Here is a 19,257-nt window from a genome sequence, read left to right on the forward strand (position 1 = left end):
CGCTGTGATGAATACCAATACCGAACACGCTGCTGATACCCCGCAAATCTACTCGCTGAAAAACGTCAACCGGGTTTTCGGCAAGGGCAAAGACGAGCTGCAAGTGCTCAGCGGCGTGGACTTGAGCCTGCACGAAGGCGAGATCGTCGGCATGCTCGGCCGCTCCGGCTCGGGCAAGTCCACCTTGCTGCGCATCATCGCCGGGCTGATTCAGCCGTCGTCGGGCGAAGTGCGCTACAACGGCGCCCCGCTCAACGGCCCGGCCGAAGGTGTGGCCATGGTGTTCCAGACCTTTGCGCTGTTCCCCTGGCTGACCGTGCTGGAAAACGTGGAAGCCGGCCTGCAAGCCTTGCAAGTCGAGCGCAAGGAAAGCCGCCGCCGTGCCCTGGCCGCCATCGACCTGATCGGCCTGGACGGGTTTGAAAACGCCTACCCGCGCGAGTTGTCCGGCGGCATGCGCCAGCGCGTGGGTTTTGCCCGTGGCCTGGTGGTCAACCCGACGCTGCTGCTGATGGACGAACCCTTCTCGGCCCTCGACGTGCTCACCGCTGAAACCCTGCGCACCGACTTGCTGGACCTGTGGAGCGGCAAGCAACTGCCGATCAAATCGATCCTGATCGTGACCCACAACATCGAAGAAGCGGTGCTGATGTGCGACCGCATCCTGGTGCTGTCGTCCAACCCGGGCCGGGTGGTCGCCGAAATCAAGGTGCCATTTGCGCACCCGCGCAACCGCCTGGACCCGACCTTTCGGCAAATGGTCGACGACATTTACGCCTTGATGACCGACCGGCGCAGCGCCGATGCCAAAGGCATCCCCGAGCTGAAAATGGGCAGCCTGCTGCCGGAAGTGTCGACCAACCTGATGGCCGGCCTGATCGAAACCCTGGCCGCCGAGCCTTACAACGGCCACGCAGGCTTGCCCACGGTGGCCGAGCGCCGCCTGCTGGAAGTGGACGATTTATTCCCGGTGGCCGAGATGCTCGAGCATTTGGGTTTCGCCGAACTCAAGGGCGCCGACATCACCCTCACCGACGCCGGCAAACTGTTTGCCGACTACGGCACCCAGGAACGCAAAACCCTGTTCGCCGAGCATTTGATCCGGCACGTGCCATTGGCCGCGCGCATTCATCAGGTATTGCTTGAGCGCAGCGGGCACCGCGCGCCACGGGTGCGCTTCGAGCAGGAACTGGAGGACTCGATGACCGAAGCCTTTGTGCAAAAAACCCTGGAAAGCGTGGTGGCGTGGGGGCGGTATGCGGAGATTTTCTCCTATGACGACCATACCGAGACCTTCAGCCTGGATGATGTGGAAGGCAGTATGTAAGCCGAACACTTTTTATTGAGCACACAGGGCAAATGTGGGAGCTGGCTTGCCTGCGATAGCATCACCTCGGTGTATCTGAAAGACCGAATTGCCTGCATCGCAGGCAAGCCAGCTCCCACAGTGATTGGGTTTACACGGTGAGTGTTGTGGTGGTGTTCAGATCACAAACAGGTCCACAAACCGATTCACTGGCGTGGCCTCAAGCTTCGCCTGATCCTTGCACAGGGCAAAAATCTCGGCACTGCGCTGCGCGGTAAACCGGGTCGCCAGGTTGGCCTTGAACTTGTCCTCCAGCAATGGAATGCCATCCACCCGACGCCGACGATGGCCGATCGGGTATTCCACCGCCACCTGCTCGGTGCTGGAACCATCCTTGAAAAACACTTGCACCGCGTTGGCGATGGAGCGCTTGTCGGCCTCCAGGTATTCGCGGCTGTAGCGTGGATCTTCGACGATCACCATCTTCTGGCGCAGCTCATCGATGATCGGGTGGGCCGCGTGAAACGCGTCCTCGTACTGCTCGGCCACCAGATCGCCGAAGGCCAGCGGCACCGCGGTCATGTATTGCAGGCAGTGGTCGCGGTCGGCGGCGTTGGCCAACGGGCCGACCTTGGAGATGATGCGAATCGCAGACTCGTGGGTGGTGATCACGATGCGCTCGATTTCATGCAGGCGCGCTTTGACCTGCGGGTGCAAGGTCACTGCGGCTTCGCAGGCGGTTTGCGCATGGAATTCGGCCGGGAAGCTGATCTTGAACAGGACGTTTTCCATCACATAAGTGCCGTAGGGCTGCGACAGGCGGAACGCGCGCTTGTCCTCAGGCTTGAGCGCCAGGTCGTTGTTGGTGTGACTGAACAGCACGTCATAGAACCCCCACTGCGGCGCACTCAACACACCCGGAATGCCCATCTCGCCGCGCAAGGCGATATCGGCCAGGCGCACGCCACGGCTCGACGCATCGCCAGCCGCCCAGGATTTGCGCGAGCCCGCATTGGGCGCGTGGCGGTAAGTGCGCAGTGCCTGGCCGTCGACAAACGCATGGGACAACGCTGCGAGCAACTGCTCGCGGTTGGCGCCCATCAGCTTGGCGGTGACCGCCGTGGAGGCGACTTTCACCAGCAGCACGTGGTCGAGGCCGACACGGTTGAAGGAGTTTTCCAGGGCGATCACGCCCTGGATTTCGTGGGCCATGATCATCGCTTCCAGCACCGCGCGCACGGTCAGCGGCGCGTCGCCATTGGCCACGCGCTTTTGCGAAAGGTGGTCGGCCACGGCGAGGATGCCGCCGAGGTTATCCGAAGGGTGGCCCCATTCGGCGGCGAGCCAGGTGTCGTTGTAGTCGAGCCAACGCACGATGCAGCCGATGTCCCAGGCGGCTTTGACCGGGTCCAGACGCAACGAAGTGCCCGGCACGCGCGCACCGAACGGCACGACGGTGCCCTCGACGAGTGGCCCCAGGTGCTTGGTGCACTCGGGAAACCGCAGGGCCAGCAGGCCACAGCCGAGGGTGTCCATCAGGCAGTTGCGGGCGGTGTCCAATGCGGCCTGGGAGTCGATGCGGTAATCGAGGACATAATCGGCGATGTCCTGCAGGACCTGGTCGTAGTCGGGGCGGTTGTTCTGGTCGACGTTGGCGCTCATGGCAGTTCTCCAAACAGTTAGGGGGTTGTCCATCCTCAGGGTCAGGGTTGATCATGTGTTGGCGGGTCTGATTGCCCACCTTGGTCGTGCGGATAGCACCATTCCCTGTGGGAGCGGGCTTGCCCGCGATGGCGGTCTGTCAGTGGCACATAAGGTGACTGGTCCACCGCATTCGCGGGCAAGCCCGCTCCCACATGGGTTCGGTGCTGGCGATTAAAAGGCGTCGCCGGGCACGCGTACGAAACCTTCCATCAATACCCGCGCGCTGCGGCTCATGATGGCTTTCTTAACGACCCATTCGCCGTTCACCTGGGTCGCCTCCGCGCCCACACGCAAGGTTCCGGACGGATGCCCGAAGCGCACCGCATTACGCTCGACACCACCGGCTGCGAGGTTGACCAAGGTGCCGGAAATCGCCGCCGCCGTGCCAATCGCCACCGCCGCCGTGCCCATCATGGCGTGGTGCAACTTGCCCATCGACAAGGCGCGCACCAGCAAATCCACATCACCGGCCTTGATAGCCTTGCCGCTGGACGCCACGTAGTCCAAAGGCTTGGCCACAAAGGCGACCTTGGGCGTGTGCTGACGCTGGGCGGCTTCGTTAAGATGCTTGATCAGGCCCATGCGCAATGCGCCATAGGCACGCACGGTTTCAAACATCGCCAGGGCTTTGGGGTCGCTGTTGATCGCGCCTTGCAGCTCGGTGCCGGTGTAGCCGAGGTCTTCAGCGTTGATGAAAATCGTCGGAATGCCCGCATTGATCAGCGTCGCTTTGAAGGTGCCGACACCGGGCACCTCCAAGTCGTCGATGAGATTACCGGTGGGGAACATCGAGCCACCGCCGCCCTCCTCTTCCGCCGCCGGGTCCATGAACTCCAGCTGCACTTCGGCAGCCGGGAAGGTCACGCCGTCGAGCTCAAAGTCGCCGGTTTCCTGCACCGCGCCGTCGGTGATCGGCACATGGGCGATGATGGTCTTGCCGATATTGGCCTGCCAGACCCGCACCACGGCCACGCCGTTGCGGGGCACGCGGGCGGGGTCGACCAGCCCGGCGCTGATGGCAAACGAACCCACCGCCGCCGACAGGTTGCCGCAGTTGCCGCTCCAATCGACAAAAGGCTTGTCGATGGAGACCTGGCCAAACAAGTAGTCCACGTCATGATCGGCGCGGGTGCTCTTGGCCAGGATCACGGTTTTGCTGGTGCTCGAAGTGGCGCCGCCCATGCCGTCGATTTGCTTGTCGTAGGGATCGGGGCTGCCGATCACCCGCAACAGCAAGGCATCGCGCGCGGCACCCGGCACCTGCGCGGCTTCGGGCAGGTCCTTGAGGCTGAAAAACACGCCCTTGCTGGTGCCGCCACGCATGTAGGTGGCGGGAATCTTGATTTGCGCTGCGTGTGCCATGGTTAACCCCTCAGGCGGTCGCCGCCGATTCCAGGAAGTCCTGGGCAAAACGTTGCAACACGCCGCCCGCCTCGTAGATCGACACTTCTTCGGCGGTGTCCAGGCGGCACGTCACCGGCACCTCGACACGTTCGCCATTTTTGCGGTTGATCACCAGGGTCAGTTGCGCACGCGGGGTGCGTTGGCCGACCACGTCATAGGTTTCGCTGCCGTCGATGTTCAGGGTGTGGCGGTCGGTGCCCGGCAGAAACTCCAGCGGCAACACGCCCATGCCCACCAGGTTGGTGCGGTGGATACGCTCAAAGCCTTCGGCGGCAATCGCCTCCACACCGGCCAGGCGCACGCCCTTGGCCGCCCAGTCGCGGGACGAACCCTGGCCGTAGTCGGCGCCGGCAATGATGATCAGCGGCTGTTTGCGCTCCATGTAGGTTTCAATGGCTTCCCACATCCGCGTGACCTGGCCTTCCGGCTCGATACGCGCCAGCGAACCCTGCTTGACCTTGCCGTTTTCCTGGACCATTTCGTTGAACAGTTTCGGGTTGGCAAAGGTCGCGCGTTGCGCGGTCAAGTGGTCGCCGCGGTGAGTTGCGTAGGAGTTGAAGTCGACTTCCGGCAAGCCCATTTTCGCCAGGTACTCGCCAGCGGCGCTGTCGAGCATGATCGCGTTGGACGGCGACAGGTGGTCGGTGGTGATGTTGTCCGGCAGCACCGCCAGCGGCCGCATGCCCTTGAGTGGGCGTGCACCGGCCAGCGCGCCTTCCCAGTACGGCGGGCGGCGGATGTAGGTGCTTTGCGGGCGCCAGTCGTACAGCGGCGCCACTTTGGGGCCGGTGTCTTCGTGGATCGCAAACATCGGGATGTAGACCGCGCGGAACTGCTCCGGCTTGACCGAGGCTTTAACCACCGCGTCGATCTCTTCATCGCTGGGCCAGATGTCCTGCAGGCGGATTTCCTTGCCGTTGGCGTCGAGACCCAGCACGTCCTTTTCAATGTCGAAACGGATGGTGCCGGCAATCGCGTAAGCCACCACCAGCGGCGGCGAGGCCAGGAACGCTTGCTTGGCGTAGGGGTGAATGCGCCCGTCGAAGTTGCGGTTGCCCGACAACACGGCGGTGGCGTACAGGTCGCGGTCGATGATTTCCTGCTGGATCACCGGGTCGAGTGCGCCGGACATGCCGTTGCAGGTGGTGCAGGCAAACGCCACAACACCAAAACCCAGCTGCTCCAATTCGTGGGTCAAGCCCGCTTCGTCGAGGTACATCGCCACGGTTTTCGAGCCGGGCGCCAGCGAGGATTTGACCCACGGCTTGCGCGTCAGCCCAAGCTTGTTGGCATTACGCGCCAGCAGGCCGGCGGCGATCACGTTGCGCGGATTACTGGTGTTGGTGCAACTGGTGATAGCGGCGATGATCACCGCACCATCAGGCATTTGCCCCGGCACTTCGTCCCACTGGCCGGAGATGCCCTTGGACGCCAGATCGCTGGTGGCCACGCGCGCGTGCGGGTTGCTCGGGCCGGCCATGTTGCGCACCACGCTGGACAGGTCGAAGGTCAGGCCGCGCTCGTATTGCGCGCCTTTCAAGTCATCCGCCCACAGGCCGGTGTGACGCGCGTACTGCTCGACCAGGGTGACTTGTTCGTCTTCACGGCCGGTGAGTTTCAGGTAGGCGATGGTCTGCGGGTCGATGCAGAACATCGCCGCGGTGGCGCCGTATTCCGGGGCCATGTTGGAGATGGTCGCGCGGTCGCCCAGGGTCAGCTTGGAGGCGCCTTCGCCGAAGAATTCCAGCCACGCCCCCACCACTTTCTGCTTACGCAGGAATTCGGTCAGCGCCAGCACCATGTCGGTGGCAGTGATACCCGGCAGCAGCTTGCCGGTGAGTTCGACGCCGATGATTTCCGGCAGGCGCATCCACGACGCGCGACCGAGCATCACGCTCTCGGCCTCCAGGCCGCCAACGCCGATGGCGATCACGCCCAGGGCGTCCACATGCGGGGTGTGGCTGTCGGTGCCGACGCAGGTATCCGGGAACGCCACGCCGTCACGCACCTGAATCACCGGAGACATTTTCTCCAGGTTGATCTGGTGCATGATGCCGTTGCCCGGCGGGATCACGTCGACGTTCTTAAAGGCCTTCTTGGTCCACTCGATAAAGTGAAAACGGTCTTCGTTGCGACGGTCTTCGATGGCGCGGTTTTTCTCGAACGCATCCGGGTCAAAACCACCGGCTTCGACCGCCAGGGAGTGGTCGACGATCAACTGGGTCGGCACCACCGGGTTGACCTGGGCCGGGTCACCGCCTTGCAGGGCGATGGCGTCGCGCAGGCCGGCGAGGTCGACCAGGGCGGTCTGGCCGAGGATGTCGTGGCACACCACACGCGCCGGGAACCAGGGGAAGTCGAGGTCGCGCTTGCGTTCGATCAGTTGGCTCAGGGACGCATTGAGCGTGGCCGGGTCGCAACGGCGCACCAGGTTCTCCGCGAGCACGCGGGAGGTGTACGGCAAAGTGGCGTAGGCGCCGGGGGCGATTGCATCGACTGCCGCACGGGCGTCGTAGAAATCCAGGCGGCTGCCAGGGAGCGGTTTGCGAAATTCAGTGTTCATCGTCAGGACTCGGTCACGGTAGTTGCAAAAGGAAGACCTGCGCAGATCCAGAATTGGAATGTGATCAACATGTGGGAGGGGGCTTGCCCCCGATGGCGGTTGCTCAGTGCCAGCTGTATCAACTGACAGACTGCTATCGGGGGCAAGCCCCCTCTCACATTTGACCTCATACCCATCCCGGGCTCGTCGGTCTCCTCACTCAGCGACGTTCGATTGGCACGAACTTGCGCTGCTCAACGCCGATGTACTCGGCGCTTGGACGGATGATGCGGTTGTTGGCGCGCTGCTCGAACACATGCGCGGCCCAGCCTGTCAGGCGTGAGCACACGAAAATCGGCGTGAACAGCTTGGTCGGGATGCCCATGAAGTGGTACGCCGAGGCATGGTAGAAGTCGGCGTTGGGGAACAGTTTCTTCTGCTCCCACATGGTCTTGTCGATGGCTTCGGAGACCGGGAACAGCACCTTGTCACCCACTTCGTCAGCGAGCTTTTTCGACCAGCCCTTGATCACTTCATTACGCGGGTCGCTGTCTTTGTAGATCGCGTGGCCAAAGCCCATGATCTTGTCTTTGCGCGCCAGCATGCCGAGGGTGCCTTCGACGGCTTCTTCAGCCGAGCCGAAACGCTCGATCATTTCCATCGCGGCTTCGTTGGCGCCGCCGTGCAGCGGGCCGCGCAGCGAACCGATGGCGGCGGTGACGCAGGAATACAGGTCGGACAGGGTCGAGGCACACACACGGGCGGTGAACGTCGAGGCGTTGAACTCGTGCTCGGCGTAAAGGATCAGCGACACGTTCATGACCTTCTCGTGCAACTCGCTCGGCTTCTTGCCATGCAACAGGTGCAGGAAATGGCCGCCGATGCTCGGCTCGTCGGTCACGCAGTCAATCTTTTTGCCATCGTGGCTGAAGCGATACCAGTAGCACATGATCGCCGGGAAAGCGGCAAGCAGGCGGTCGGTGACATCGCGCTGCACGCTGAAGTCTTTCTCGGGCTCGATATTGCCCAGGAACGAGCAGCCGGTGCGCATCACGTCCATCGGGTGGGCGTCGACGGGGATGCGTTCCAGCACTTCTTTAAGTGCCTGCGGCAAGTCGCGCAGCTTGCCGAGTTTGGCGGTGTAGGCCGCCAGTTCGGCTTTGGTTGGCAATTCGCCGTACAGCAGCAGGTAGGCGACTTCCTCAAATTGCGCATCGGCGGCCAGTTCACGCACGTCGTAGCCGCGATAGGTCAAGCCGGCGCCGGCCTGGCCCACGGTGGACAGTGCGGTCTGCCCGGCCACCTGGCCACGCAGGCCGGCGCCACTCAATACTTTTGCTTCAGCCATGGTTGTTCTCCAATTTTGTAGTTATTCAGGGAGGCGCGTTCTTTACTTTTTCGCGGCGAACAGCGCGTCGAGCTTCTGCTCGAAGGTGTGGTAGTCGATGCGATCGTAGAGCTCCATGCGGGTTTGCATGGTGTCGATCACGTTCTGTTGAGTACCATCGCGACGGATCGCGGTGTAGACATTCTCGGCGGCCTTGTTCATGGCGCGGAAGGCCGAGAGCGGGTACAGCACGATGGAAACATCGGCAGATTTCAACTGTTCGGTGGTGTACAGCGGCGTCGCGCCGAATTCGGTGATGTTGGCCAGGATCGGTGCCTTCACGCGGGAGGCGAAGAGCTTGTACATCTCCAGCTCAGTGATGGCTTCGGGAAACACCATGTCAGCGCCGGCTTCGATGCAGGCGGCGGCGCGTTCCAGTGCCGACTCCAAACCTTCGACGGCGAGGGCGTCGGTGCGCGCCATGATCACGAAACTGTCATCGGTGCGCGCATCCACGGCGGCCTTGATGCGGTCGACCATTTCCTGCTGGGACACGATTTCTTTGTTCGGGCGATGGCCACAGCGCTTGGCGCCGACCTGGTCTTCGATATGGATAGCGGCCGCGCCAAACTTGATCATCGACTTGACCGTGCGCGCCACGTTGAAGGCCGAGGAGCCAAAACCGGTGTCCACGTCCACCAGCAGCGGCAGGTCGCACACGTCGGTGATGCGGCGCACGTCGGTCAATACGTCATCCAGGCCCGTGATGCCCAGGTCTGGCACGCCCAGAGAACCCGCCGCCACGCCGCCACCCGACAGGTAAATCGCCTTGAAACCGGCGCGCTTGGCCAGCAGCGCGTGGTTGGCGTTGATCGCGCCAACGACCTGTAACGGATGTTCGCTGGCGACCGCGTCACGGAAACGCTGGCCGGGTGTACTTTTATTGTTAGAACTCATGACTCACCTCTTCAGGAAGTGCCGTCGGGGAAGTGACGGGCAATGTTGCGTTTGGAGGCGCCGATATGCCGGCGCATCAGCAATTCGGCCAGTTCACCGTCGCGATCGGCAATCGCGTCAAGAATGCGGTGGTGCTCGGCAAAAGCCTGGCGTGGACGATTGGGCGTAGCGGAGAACTGGATGCGGTACATGCGCACCAATTGGTACAGCTCGCCGCAGAGCATTTGGGTGAGGGTGCGGTTGCCGGCGCCTTGAATTATCCGGTAATGAAAATCGAAGTCGCCTTCCTGCTGGTAATAGCCCAGGCCGGCCTGGAACGCTTCGTCGCGTTCATGGGTATGAAGCACCTGGCGCAGCTCTTCGATTTCCGCGTCGGTCATGCGCTCGGCGGCCAGGCGGCAGGCCATGCCCTCCAGGGATTCGCGGATTTCATAGAGTTCGATCAGCTCGGCATGGCTCAAGGACACCACTCGCGCGCCAACGTGAGGCACGCGCACCAGCAGGCGCTGGCCTTCCAGGCGGTGGATGGCTTCGCGCAGCGGGCCACGGCTGATGCCGTAGGTGCGGGCCAGTTCCGGCTCGGAAATCTTGCTGCCGGGGGCGATTTCGCCTTTGACGATGGCGGCCTGGATGCGCCGGAAGACGTTCTCGGACATGGTCTGGGAATCGTCTTGCGCCACCACTGGGGTTTCCAGTTGATCCAGCATATTGTCGACACCTTTAAAAGCAATGCCGCAAAAACTAGCCACTCAAGCCAAAATAGTCAAAGAATAAATCAACATTGTCGACAATCGTCTAATAACCCCTTCTGCGCTGAATAGGGGCATGGCCGCCTGCCAGCGCTGGCGCCAAAAAAGCATCATGTTAGAATGCCCGCCGCTTTTGCCTGACATCACTTGATGAAACGGCGCACCCGAGATTGCGCAGCAATGCCAGTCGCCTTGAATTAAACATCGCACTGCAGCGCCTCAGGATCTATGAGACTCAAGCCCTTCCTTTTAATGTTTTGCCTAGCGTGCATACCCAGCCTTGGCGGCGCCGCCGAGAAGACCGTGTATGGCCTGAATGAATACGCGAAACTGGCGGGCATTGACCTGGAAGTGGCGGCCAAACTCGACACCGGCGCCAAGACCGCCTCGTTGAGCGCCCGCGACATCAAGCGCTTCAAACGCAACGGTGAATCCTGGGTACGTTTCTACCTGGCCATCGACACCGCCCATTCCCACCCCATCGAACGCCCCCTGGCCCGCGTCAGCAAAATCAAACGCCGCGCCGGTGACTACGACCCCGATGAGGACAAGAACTACACCGCCCGCCCAGTGATCGCCCTGGACATCTGCATGGGCACTGCTTTACGCAGCATCGAAGTGAACTTGACTGACCGCAGCGCATTCCAATACCCGCTGCTGATCGGCTCCGAAGCCTTGAAACGCTTTGATGCGCTGGTCGACCCCAGTCTTAAATACGCAGCGGGCAAACCTGCCTGCGCCGCTGACGCTCCTACCGCCGAGTAAACCGAATGCGCTCTTTGACCCTGCACCTGAAAATCCTCATCACCATTTTGGTGGTGCTGGGTATTTCGGTCACCGCCTACCAGATTTTCGTGCTGGGGATTCCCGTCACCGAGGACGCCACCGACGACCTGTGGAACATCGACGCCAAGGTCGAGTTTGTCGCCAGCCCCAAAGACCCGGTGAAGATCTCGATGTTCGTGCCGCCCCTGAGCCGCGACTTCGTCAGCCTCAACGAGAGTTTCATCTCCAATAACTACGGCGTGAGCGTCAACCGCACCGACGGTAACCGTAAGGTCACCTGGTCGGCGCGCCGCGCCAAGGGCAACCAGACGCTGTATTACCGCCTGGTGCTGACCAAGCGTTACAGCGGCGAAAAGGTCAAGGTCAAAGGTCCGACCTTCCGCGACAGCATTGCTGTGGAAGGCCCGGAAAAAATCGCCGCCGAAGCCTTGCTGGCGCCGATCCGCCAGCATTCGGCCGACGTCGAAACCTTTATTACCGAAGCGATCAAGCGCACCAACAACCTCAACGACGACAATGTGAAGCTGCTGCTGGCGGGCGACCCGTCGACGCCGCACAAGGCCAAGATCGTCGAGTTATTGCTGTCCATAGCCCATGTGCCGGTGGAAAAAGTCCACACCATCCGACTCGTCGCCGACCAGCCACAAACCCCGGAACTGTGGCTGCGCAGCTTCAATGGCAATGATTGGCTGTATTTCAACCCGGAAACCGGCGAGCAAGGCCTGCCCGCTGACCGCCTGCTGTGGTGGACCGGCGATGAAAACCTGATCACGGTGGATGGCGGCAAGAAAGCCATGGTGACCTTCAGCCTGAACAACAGCGAAATGAACGCGATTCGCCTGGCCAAGCTGACCGACGAGAACACCGACGCCAACTTCCTCGAGTACTCGCTGTACGGCCTGCCGCTGCAAACCCAGCAGACCTTCATGATCATGGTGATGATCCCGATTGGCGTGCTGGTGATTCTGATCCTGCGCAACCTGATCGGCCTGCAGACGCTGGGCACCTTCACCCCGGTGCTGATCGCCCTGGCGTTTCGCGAGACGCAACTGGGCTTTGGCATCGTGCTGTTCACCATTATTACCGCGCTGGGCTTGTCGCTCAGGTCGTACCTGGAACACTTGAAGCTGCAGATGCTGCCGAGGCTGTCGGTGGTGCTGACCTTCGTGGTGGTGCTGATTGCAGCCATCAGCCTGTTCAGCCACAAGCTGGGCCTGGAGCGCGGGCTGTCGGTGGCGCTGTTCCCAATGGTGATTCTGACCATGACCATCGAACGCCTGTCGATCACCTGGGAAGAACGCGGCGCCAACCATGCGCTGAAGGTGGCGATTGGTACGCTATTCGCCGCCTCGCTGGCGCACATCATCATGAGCGTGCCGGAGCTGATCTACTTTGTGTTCACCTTCCCGGCAGTCCTGTTGATCCTGGTGGGTTTCATGCTGGCCATGGGTCGCTATCGCGGCTACCGCCTGACCGAACTGGTGCGTTTCAAGGCCTTCCTCAAGGCTGACTCGTAATGTTCGGCTTCTGGAAAACCTGGAAGGCCCTGGAAGCGCGGGGCATCATGGGCATCAACCGGCGTAACGCCGACTACGTGCTCAAGTACAACAAGCGCAGCCTGTACCCGATTGTGGATGACAAGATCATCACCAAGGAACGGGCCATGGCGGCCGGCATTCATGTGCCGGAAATGTACGGGATCATTTCCACCGAGAAGGAAATCGACAAGCTCGACGAGATCATCGGTGGGCGCAGCGACTTCGTGATCAAGCCGGCCCAGGGCGCCGGCGGCGATGGCATCCTGGTGGTGGCCGACCGGTTTGAAGGGCGCTATCGCACGGTGTCCGGCAAGATCATCAGCCATGAAGAAATCGAACACCAGATTTCCAGCATCCTCACCGGCCTGTATTCCCTGGGCGGCCACCGTGACCGCGCGCTGATCGAATACCGCGTGGTGCCCGACCAGATCTTCAAGAGCATCAGCTACGAAGGCGTGCCGGACATCCGCATTATTGTGCTGATGGGTTACCCGGTAATGGCCATGCTGCGCTTGCCGACGCGCCAATCCGGCGGCAAGGCCAACCTGCACCAGGGCGCGATTGGCGTGGGTGTCGACCTGGCCACGGGTTTGACGCTGCGCGGCACCTGGCTGAACAACATCATCACCAAACACCCCGACACCACCAACGCGGTGGATGGCGTGCAACTGCCCAACTGGGACGGTTTCATGAAGTTGGCGGCCAGCTGTTATGAGCTGTGCGGGCTGGGTTACATCGGCGTGGACATGGTGCTGGACCAGGAAAAAGGCCCGCTGATCCTCGAGCTGAACGCGCGGCCAGGGCTGAATATCCAGATTGCCAACGACTGCGGCCTGACGTTGCGCACCCATGCGGTAGAAGCGCGGTTGGAAGAATTGAAAGCTGCGGGCGTGACCGAAACGCCGGAAGAGCGGGTTAAGTTCGTGCAGGAGATGTTCGGGCATATTCCCGCCGTTGAAGGCTGACGCCACTCAACTGTGGGAGCGGGCTTGCTCGCTGCCCCATTTAACCCGCGCTCTAGGACCAAACCCTTCGGAGGACTACAATCGCCTCCCCCAAGCCAACAGCTGATCCACCCCGCATGTCGACCTGCTCTGTACATCCGCTGCCCTACCGGGCCAACCCCGCCGACTACTTCGCGGCGATTCGTCATGCCCCCGGCGCAGTGTTGCTCGACAGCGGCCGCCCGGCTGCCGAACGCGGGCGCTATGACCTGCTCAGCGCCTGGCCAGTGGAAACGCTGACGGTACGGCCCGACGAAAACGGCAGTGATTTCCTGCAACGCTTGCGCGAAAACCTCGCGCAGTTGGGTGAGGCGGGTTTACCTGCTGGCTATGAGTTGCCGTTCGCTGGCGGCTTGATCGGCTACCTGAGCTACGACTTCGGCCGCCACCTGGAACACATGCCGCACTTGGCGGTGGACGACCTGCACCTGCCGGACGCGCGCTTTGGGCTGTACGCCTGGGCGCTGATCAGCGACCACCGGGTGCAGAGCAGTCAGTTGGTCTTCCACCCTTCGCTGATCGACAGCGAACGACAACGCCTGATTGCGCTGTTCAACGCTGAAGTTGTCGACACCCAGGCCAGCTTCAAACTGCACGGCCCCATGGTTGCGGACCTGACCGCCGACGCTTACCGGCAGGCCATCGTGCGCATTCAGGAGTACATCCAGGCCGGCGACTGCTACCAGGTCAACTTTGCCCAGCGCTTTCGCGCGCCGTGCGTCGGCGATCCGTGGGCGGCTTACTGCGCCTTGCGTGAGGCGTGCCCTACCCCGTTTTCCGGGTTCCAGAGCCTGCCGGACGACGGCGCAGTGCTGAGCCTGTCGCCGGAGCGCTTCGTGCACATCAGCGAGCGCCGCGTCGAAACCCGCCCGATCAAAGGCACCCGCCCGCGTGGCCTGACACCCGAAGAAGACGCGGCCCACGCCGCCGAGCTGCTGGTCAGCCCCAAGGATCGCGCCGAAAACCTGATGATCGTTGACTTGCTGCGCAACGACCTGGGCCGCACCTGCCGCACCGGCTCGGTGAAAGTGCCGGAGTTGTTCAGCCTGGAAAGCTACCCCAACGTGCATCACTTGGTGAGCAGCGTCACTGGCACCTTGGCCGACGACAAGGACGCACTCGACCTGATCGCCGGCAGCTTCCCCGGTGGTTCCATCACCGGCGCACCGAAGATTCGCGCCATGCAGATCATCGATGAGCTTGAACCCACGCGGCGCGGGTTGTACTGCGGCTCGTTGGTGTACCTGGATGTGCGCGGCGAGATGGACAGCTCCATCGCGATTCGCAGTTTGCTGGTCAAGGATGGGCAGGTGTGCTGCTGGGGCGGTGGCGGGATCGTGGCGGACTCGCAGTGGGAGGCGGAGTATCAGGAGTCGCTGACAAAAGTGCGGGTGTTGTTACAAACGTTGGAAAGCTTGTAGCAGCCCAGCCCTGCCTGAGGCTCAGACGCAGAGCCGAGCTGCCGAAAAAGCCTGCATCAGAACAGTCGTGGACGACGTGTGGCCTGGAGGATAGCGTCCAGCGTCCACGTCCACCCGCCGTTTGTGAAGGATCACATGAAGCGACTGCCTACTCGTCAGAAATTATTTCCGCGATTGCATATCCACCTCACCGGGCCTACCATCTCCCAAATTGGGAGGTTGCAGCGATGCGCATAATCGCTCTGTCTGCCTTACGAACATTCTGGGAAAGCCATCCCGCCTGTACCGATGCCAAAACACCCCTGGTCGAGTTGTACCGTCATATGGAGAAGACCACTTACCAGACGCCACAGGCACTCAAAGCAGAGCTCAGAACAGCCAGCATTCTCAAAGGCGGCAGGGTTGTGTTCAACGTGGGTGGCAACAAGTATCGAGTGATCATGGCAATCGATTATCAGCGCCAGCTGGGGTTCATACGCTTCGTGGGAACCCACGCGCACTACGACCAGATCAACGCGGAGACCGTGTGATGAACATAAAACCCATTCATTCCCAGCAAGACCTGGCGGCGGCGCTCGCACGCGTCGAGCAATTATGGGGGGCCGAGATCGGCTCGCCGGAGGGTGACGAGCTGGAGATCCTCGCTGTCCTTATTGAGAAATACGAAGCGGAACACTATCCCATGCCGCCCTCGGACCCGGTGGAAGCGATCAAATTTCGCATGGAGCAGCTAGGCATGACCGCCCGTGACCTTGAGCCTTTCATCGGCACGAGCGGGCGAGTGTCTGAAGTGCTGAACCACAAGCGCAAGCTGAGCCTGGCGATGATCAAGCGCCTGCATGAGGGCTTGAGTATTCCTTATGATCGGTTGCTCGCAGGGGCCTGACCTGGCCGTACCGACCCTGTCGCAGGCAAGCCAGCCACCACAGGTTGAACTGTGTGAACCCAACCAAATGTGGGAGCTGGCTTGCCTGCGAAGGAGTCATCAGCAACGCTGAAAAACTTACAGGCTCAACGCCCGATTCGACGCCTTGATGAACTCTTTCTTCAAATCCTCAAACGTATGCACCGCGGGAAATTGCGGGAACTCGCGAATCACGTTCTGCGGCGCATGGAACAGAATCCCACGATCAGCTTCGCCCAGCATCGTGGTGTCGTTGTAGGAATCGCCGGCGGCGATCACGCGGTAGTAGAGGGTCTTGAATGCCAGCACGGATTGGCGCTTCGGGTCCTTTTGACGCAGTTGGTAACTCACCACCCGGTCGTTTTCATCGGTGATCAAGCGGTGGCACAGCAAGGTCGGAAAACCCAACTGGCGCATCAGCGGTTGGGAGAATTCGTAAAAGGTGTCGGACAGGATCACCACCTGGAAACGCTCGCGCAGCCAGTTGACGAACTCGATGGCGCCGTCCAGCGGCTCAAGGGTGGCGATCACTTCCTGGATGTCGGCAAGCTTGAGCCCATGCTCATCGAGGATGCGCAGGCGTTGCTTCATCAGCACGTCGTAGTCGGGAATGTCGCGGGTAGTGGCGCGCAGGGATTCAATACCGGTTTTTTCGGCGAAGGCGATCCAGATTTCCGGAACCAGCACCCCTTCCAGGTCGAGACAGGCAATTTCCACAAGACACTCCCATTTAGATGTTGTTAGTTGAGCGAGCAAAAGGACTGCCGAACTCTAGCGACTCAAGCTCTGCGCCGCAACGCAGGGCGGATTTTGGTACCATCGCTTCCCTATAGAGCGCTCAGCGCCACTGACCTGTAGGAACCGTCCTGATGAACCAAGCCTTCGACGTCGTTGAACTCGCCACGACTTATGCCAACAAATCCGCCCAGGACATTCTCAAACTGGCGTTCAGCCAGTTCGGTGATGACCTGTGGATTTCCTTCAGCGGCGCCGAGGATGTGGTGCTGGTAGACATGGCTTGGAAGCTGAACAAGAACGTCAAGGTGTTCAGCCTCGACACCGGGCGCCTGCACCCGGAGACCTACCGGTTCATCGAACAGGTGCGCGAGTTCTACAAGATCGACATCGAGTTGATCTCGCCGGACCAGAGCAAACTGGAACCCTTCGTCAAGGAAAAGGGCCTGTTCAGTTTCTACAAGGATGGCCATGGCGAATGCTGCGGTGTGCGCAAGATCGAACCGCTGCGCCGCAAACTATCCGGCGTGAGCGCCTGGGCCACCGGCCAACGCCGTGACCAGAGCCCCGGCACCCGCAGCCAGGTGGCGGCGTTGGAAATTGACACGGCGTTCTCAACACCCGAGCGCACCCTGTACAAATTCAACCCACTGGCGCAAATGACCAGCGAGGAAGTCTGGGGTTACATCCGCATGCTCGAGCTGCCTTACAACAGCCTGCATGAGCGCGGGTTTATCAGCATCGGCTGCGAGCCGTGCACCCGCCCGGTACTGCCGAACCAGCACGAACGCGAAGGCCGCTGGTGGTGGGAAGAAGCCACGCAGAAGGAATGTGGGCTGCACGCTGGGAATATCATCAGCAAGGCCTGAGGTCTGTCGCAGTAAAAAATGTGGGAGCGGGCTTGCTCGCGATGAGGGTGTGTCAGTCAATGAATTGTTGGCTGATAGATCGCTATCGCGGGCAAGCCCGCTCCCACGTTTGCTTTGTGGTGAATAAAAATTCTGTACACACTCATGTAACTATCGGTGCCATTTATGTGTGCAATTTATATTGCACCGCACCAAAACGTAACACCCATCCCCGCGTGCCGTTTGCCTCTCCAATAGCGCGCCTCCCCACTTAAAAATAAATACCTGTTCAAACGGTCAATTTATATCGCTTTAAATTCAGCTAGTTATTTTAATAATCAGTAAAAACGAAATTAAACACGGTTTTTATAGATCGAAAACTGGCACGTATGTGGCTTAAGGAGAATTACGCTTTGTATACAATAAATACAAAACCTACATACACTTTGCCATCTGCGACGTTGAAGCAGATGCGCCGGAGCCTGCCGGAATGCGTACAAGCCTCTCGAATAACATCGCACTGGATCTGCCCTCCTCCGTCCTGAACCCTGTGGCCGCAAGCCCCGGCCCGCTCGTGCTCAGCCCGCGCTTGCACAACAAAGACCTGGCGCCCACCAAGGTTGAAGGCCGACGTTGGGGCCGCTACAGCATCTTTGCGCTGTGGACCAATGACGTGCACAACATCGCCAACTATTCATTTGCCATCGGCCTGTATGCCTTGGGCCTCGGCGGCTGGCAGATTCTGATGTCGCTGGGGATCGGCGCAGCGCTGGTGTACTTCTTCATGAACTTGTCGGGGTTTATGGGCCAGAAGACCGGAGTGCCCTTCCCGGTGATCAGCCGCATCAGTTTCGGCATCCACGGTGCACAGATTCCGGCGTTGATTCGCGCGGTCATTGCGATTGCCTGGTTTGGTATCCAGACCTACCTGGCCTCGGTGGTTTTCCGCGTGCTGCTGTCGGCCATTCATCCAGGATTTGCCGACTATGACCACAACTCCATCCTCGGCCTGTCGACCCTCGGTTGGGCGTGTTTCGTGGCGATCTGGTTTGTGCAGCTGGTGATCCTGGCGTACGGCATGGAAATGGTACGCCGCTACGAGGCGTTCGCCGGGCCGGTGATTCTGGTGACGGTGGCCTCGCTGGCCGGTTGGATGTACTTCCAGGTCGGCGGCAATATTGCCTGGTCGATCCGCGAACCGCTGAGCGGCGGCGAGATGTGGCGCAATATCTTTGCCGGTGGCGCGTTGTGGCTGACGATCTACGGCACGCTGATCCTCAATTTCTGCGACTTCGCCCGTTCCTCGCCCTGCCGCAAGACCATCCTGGTCGGCAACTTCTGGGGCTTGCCGGTAAATATCCTGGTGTTTGCCGCAATCACCGTGCTGCTCTGCGGCGGGCAGTTCCAGCTCAATGGCCGGGTGATCGAAAGCCCGACCGAAATCATCGCGGCCATTCCCAATACCTTCTTCCTGGTGCTCGGCTGCCTCGCCTTCCTGATCGTTACCGTGGCGGTCAACATCATGGCCAACTTCGTCGCCCCCGCGTTTGTGCTCAGCAACCTGGCGCCCAAGTACCTGAACTTTCGGCGCGCCGGGTTGATCAGCGCCACGCTGGCAGTGCTGATCCTGCCGTGGAACCTCTACAACAGCCCGCTGGTGATCGTGTATTTCCTCTCGGGCCTGGGCGCGCTGCTGGGGCCGCTGTACGGGGTGATCATGGTCGATTACTGGCTGATCCGTAAAAGCCAGGTGGACGTATTGCAGCTGTATAGCGAAGACCCCAATGGCGTTTATTACTACAGCCGCGGAGTCAATTTACGTGCGGTCGCGGCGTTTATTCCCGCAGCGGTGATCGCAATTCTGCTGGCGCTGTTGCCCGGCTTTGCCAGCGTCGCCCCGTTTTCCTGGCTGTTTGGCGCCGGTATTGCTGGGCTGTTGTACCTCTTGATCGCCAAGCGTCGGCCGCACTACGCCGATGTCAGTGGCGAAAGCATTGCAGTCGATAACGTCAGTCATTAATCAAGGACATTC

16 protein-coding genes are annotated in these 19,257 nt (G+C 60.8%); 9 read left to right on the plus strand and 7 right to left on the minus strand.

Going from position 1 to position 19,257, the window contains the following annotated elements; genetic code table 11:
* Positions 1–7 precede the first annotated feature (7 nt).
* Positions 8–1,327: an AAA-associated domain-containing protein gene (locus FPT15_RS05590; protein WP_145159151.1), complete on the plus strand. Its 1,320-nt coding sequence runs from the start codon at positions 8–10 to the stop codon at positions 1,325–1,327.
* 156 nt (positions 1,328–1,483) lie between these two features.
* Here FPT15_RS05590 and prpD read toward each other — a convergent pair whose 3' ends face one another.
* The 6 genes from prpD to FPT15_RS05625 all read right to left on the minus strand — a co-directional run bounded on the left by prpD (position 1,484) and on the right by FPT15_RS05625 (position 9,947).
* Entirely contained in the window at positions 1,484–2,968 is a 1,485-nt protein-coding gene (gene prpD / locus FPT15_RS05600) for a 2-methylcitrate dehydratase (protein ID WP_145159153.1), read from the minus strand.
* 213 nt (positions 2,969–3,181) lie between these two features.
* Positions 3,182–4,372 (minus strand): 2-methylaconitate cis-trans isomerase PrpF, encoded by a 1,191-nt coding sequence (gene prpF, locus FPT15_RS05605; protein WP_145159155.1) that lies wholly within the window; start codon positions 4,370–4,372, stop codon positions 3,182–3,184.
* A 10-nt stretch (positions 4,373–4,382) separates the two neighbouring features.
* Entirely contained in the window at positions 4,383–6,977 is a 2,595-nt protein-coding gene (acnD, locus tag FPT15_RS05610) for a Fe/S-dependent 2-methylisocitrate dehydratase AcnD (protein ID WP_145159157.1), read from the minus strand.
* A gap of 199 nt (positions 6,978–7,176) precedes the next feature.
* Positions 7,177–8,304: a 2-methylcitrate synthase gene (gene prpC, locus FPT15_RS05615; protein ID WP_145159159.1), complete on the minus strand. Its 1,128-nt coding sequence runs from the start codon at positions 8,302–8,304 to the stop codon at positions 7,177–7,179.
* Positions 8,305–8,346: 42 nt separating this feature from the next.
* Entirely contained in the window at positions 8,347–9,240 is an 894-nt protein-coding gene (gene prpB, locus FPT15_RS05620; protein ID WP_025854214.1) for a methylisocitrate lyase, read from the minus strand.
* 11 nt (positions 9,241–9,251) lie between these two features.
* On the minus strand, positions 9,252–9,947 hold the full coding sequence (locus tag FPT15_RS05625) for a GntR family transcriptional regulator (RefSeq protein ID WP_119742083.1): 696 nt from the start codon (positions 9,945–9,947) through the stop codon (positions 9,252–9,254).
* A gap of 270 nt (positions 9,948–10,217) precedes the next feature.
* On the opposite strand from FPT15_RS05625, the gene FPT15_RS05630 reads away from it, so the two are divergent.
* The 6 genes from FPT15_RS05630 (at position 10,218) to FPT15_RS05655 (ending at position 15,624) form a co-directional block, all read left to right on the plus strand.
* On the plus strand, positions 10,218–10,754 hold the full coding sequence (locus FPT15_RS05630; protein ID WP_119742081.1) for an ATP-dependent zinc protease: 537 nt from the start codon (positions 10,218–10,220) through the stop codon (positions 10,752–10,754).
* 5 nt (positions 10,755–10,759) lie between these two features.
* A complete protein-coding gene (locus tag FPT15_RS05635) occupies positions 10,760–12,292 on the plus strand; it encodes an inactive transglutaminase family protein (RefSeq protein ID WP_106576285.1) in 1,533 nt (510 codons plus the stop codon).
* Entirely contained in the window at positions 12,292–13,278 is a 987-nt protein-coding gene (locus FPT15_RS05640; RefSeq protein ID WP_106576284.1) for an alpha-L-glutamate ligase-like protein, read from the plus strand. Before FPT15_RS05635 ends, FPT15_RS05640 begins: the two co-directional genes overlap by 1 nt.
* A 116-nt stretch (positions 13,279–13,394) precedes the next feature.
* Entirely contained in the window at positions 13,395–14,738 is a 1,344-nt protein-coding gene (gene pabB, locus FPT15_RS05645) for an aminodeoxychorismate synthase component I (protein ID WP_145159161.1), read from the plus strand.
* Positions 14,739–14,965: 227 nt separating this feature from the next.
* A complete protein-coding gene (locus FPT15_RS05650) occupies positions 14,966–15,268 on the plus strand; it encodes a type II toxin-antitoxin system HigB family toxin (protein ID WP_145159163.1) in 303 nt (100 codons plus the stop codon).
* On the plus strand, positions 15,268–15,624 hold the full coding sequence (locus tag FPT15_RS05655) for a type II toxin-antitoxin system HigA family antitoxin (protein WP_145159165.1): 357 nt from the start codon (positions 15,268–15,270) through the stop codon (positions 15,622–15,624). The genes FPT15_RS05650 and FPT15_RS05655 overlap by 1 nt, the downstream gene beginning before the upstream one ends.
* 117 nt (positions 15,625–15,741) lie before the next feature.
* On the opposite strand, the gene thrH is transcribed toward FPT15_RS05655, so the two are convergent.
* The gene (thrH, locus tag FPT15_RS05660) at positions 15,742–16,359 is read right to left on the minus strand and encodes a bifunctional phosphoserine phosphatase/homoserine phosphotransferase ThrH (protein WP_145159167.1); all 618 of its coding nucleotides are present in this window, start codon (positions 16,357–16,359) and stop codon (positions 15,742–15,744) included.
* Between the two features lie 152 nt (positions 16,360–16,511).
* On the opposite strand from thrH, the gene FPT15_RS05665 reads away from it, so the two are divergent.
* Entirely contained in the window at positions 16,512–17,246 is a 735-nt protein-coding gene (locus tag FPT15_RS05665) for a phosphoadenylyl-sulfate reductase (protein ID WP_106576281.1), read from the plus strand.
* A 469-nt stretch (positions 17,247–17,715) separates the two neighbouring features.
* Positions 17,716–19,245 (plus strand): NCS1 family nucleobase:cation symporter-1, encoded by a 1,530-nt coding sequence (locus tag FPT15_RS05670; protein ID WP_145159169.1) that lies wholly within the window; start codon positions 17,716–17,718, stop codon positions 19,243–19,245.
* The last annotated feature ends 12 nt before the right edge of the window (positions 19,246–19,257 follow it).

This window comes from Pseudomonas sp. RGB, assembly GCF_007713445.1.
Taxonomy (GTDB): Bacteria; Pseudomonadota; Gammaproteobacteria; order Pseudomonadales; family Pseudomonadaceae; genus Aquipseudomonas.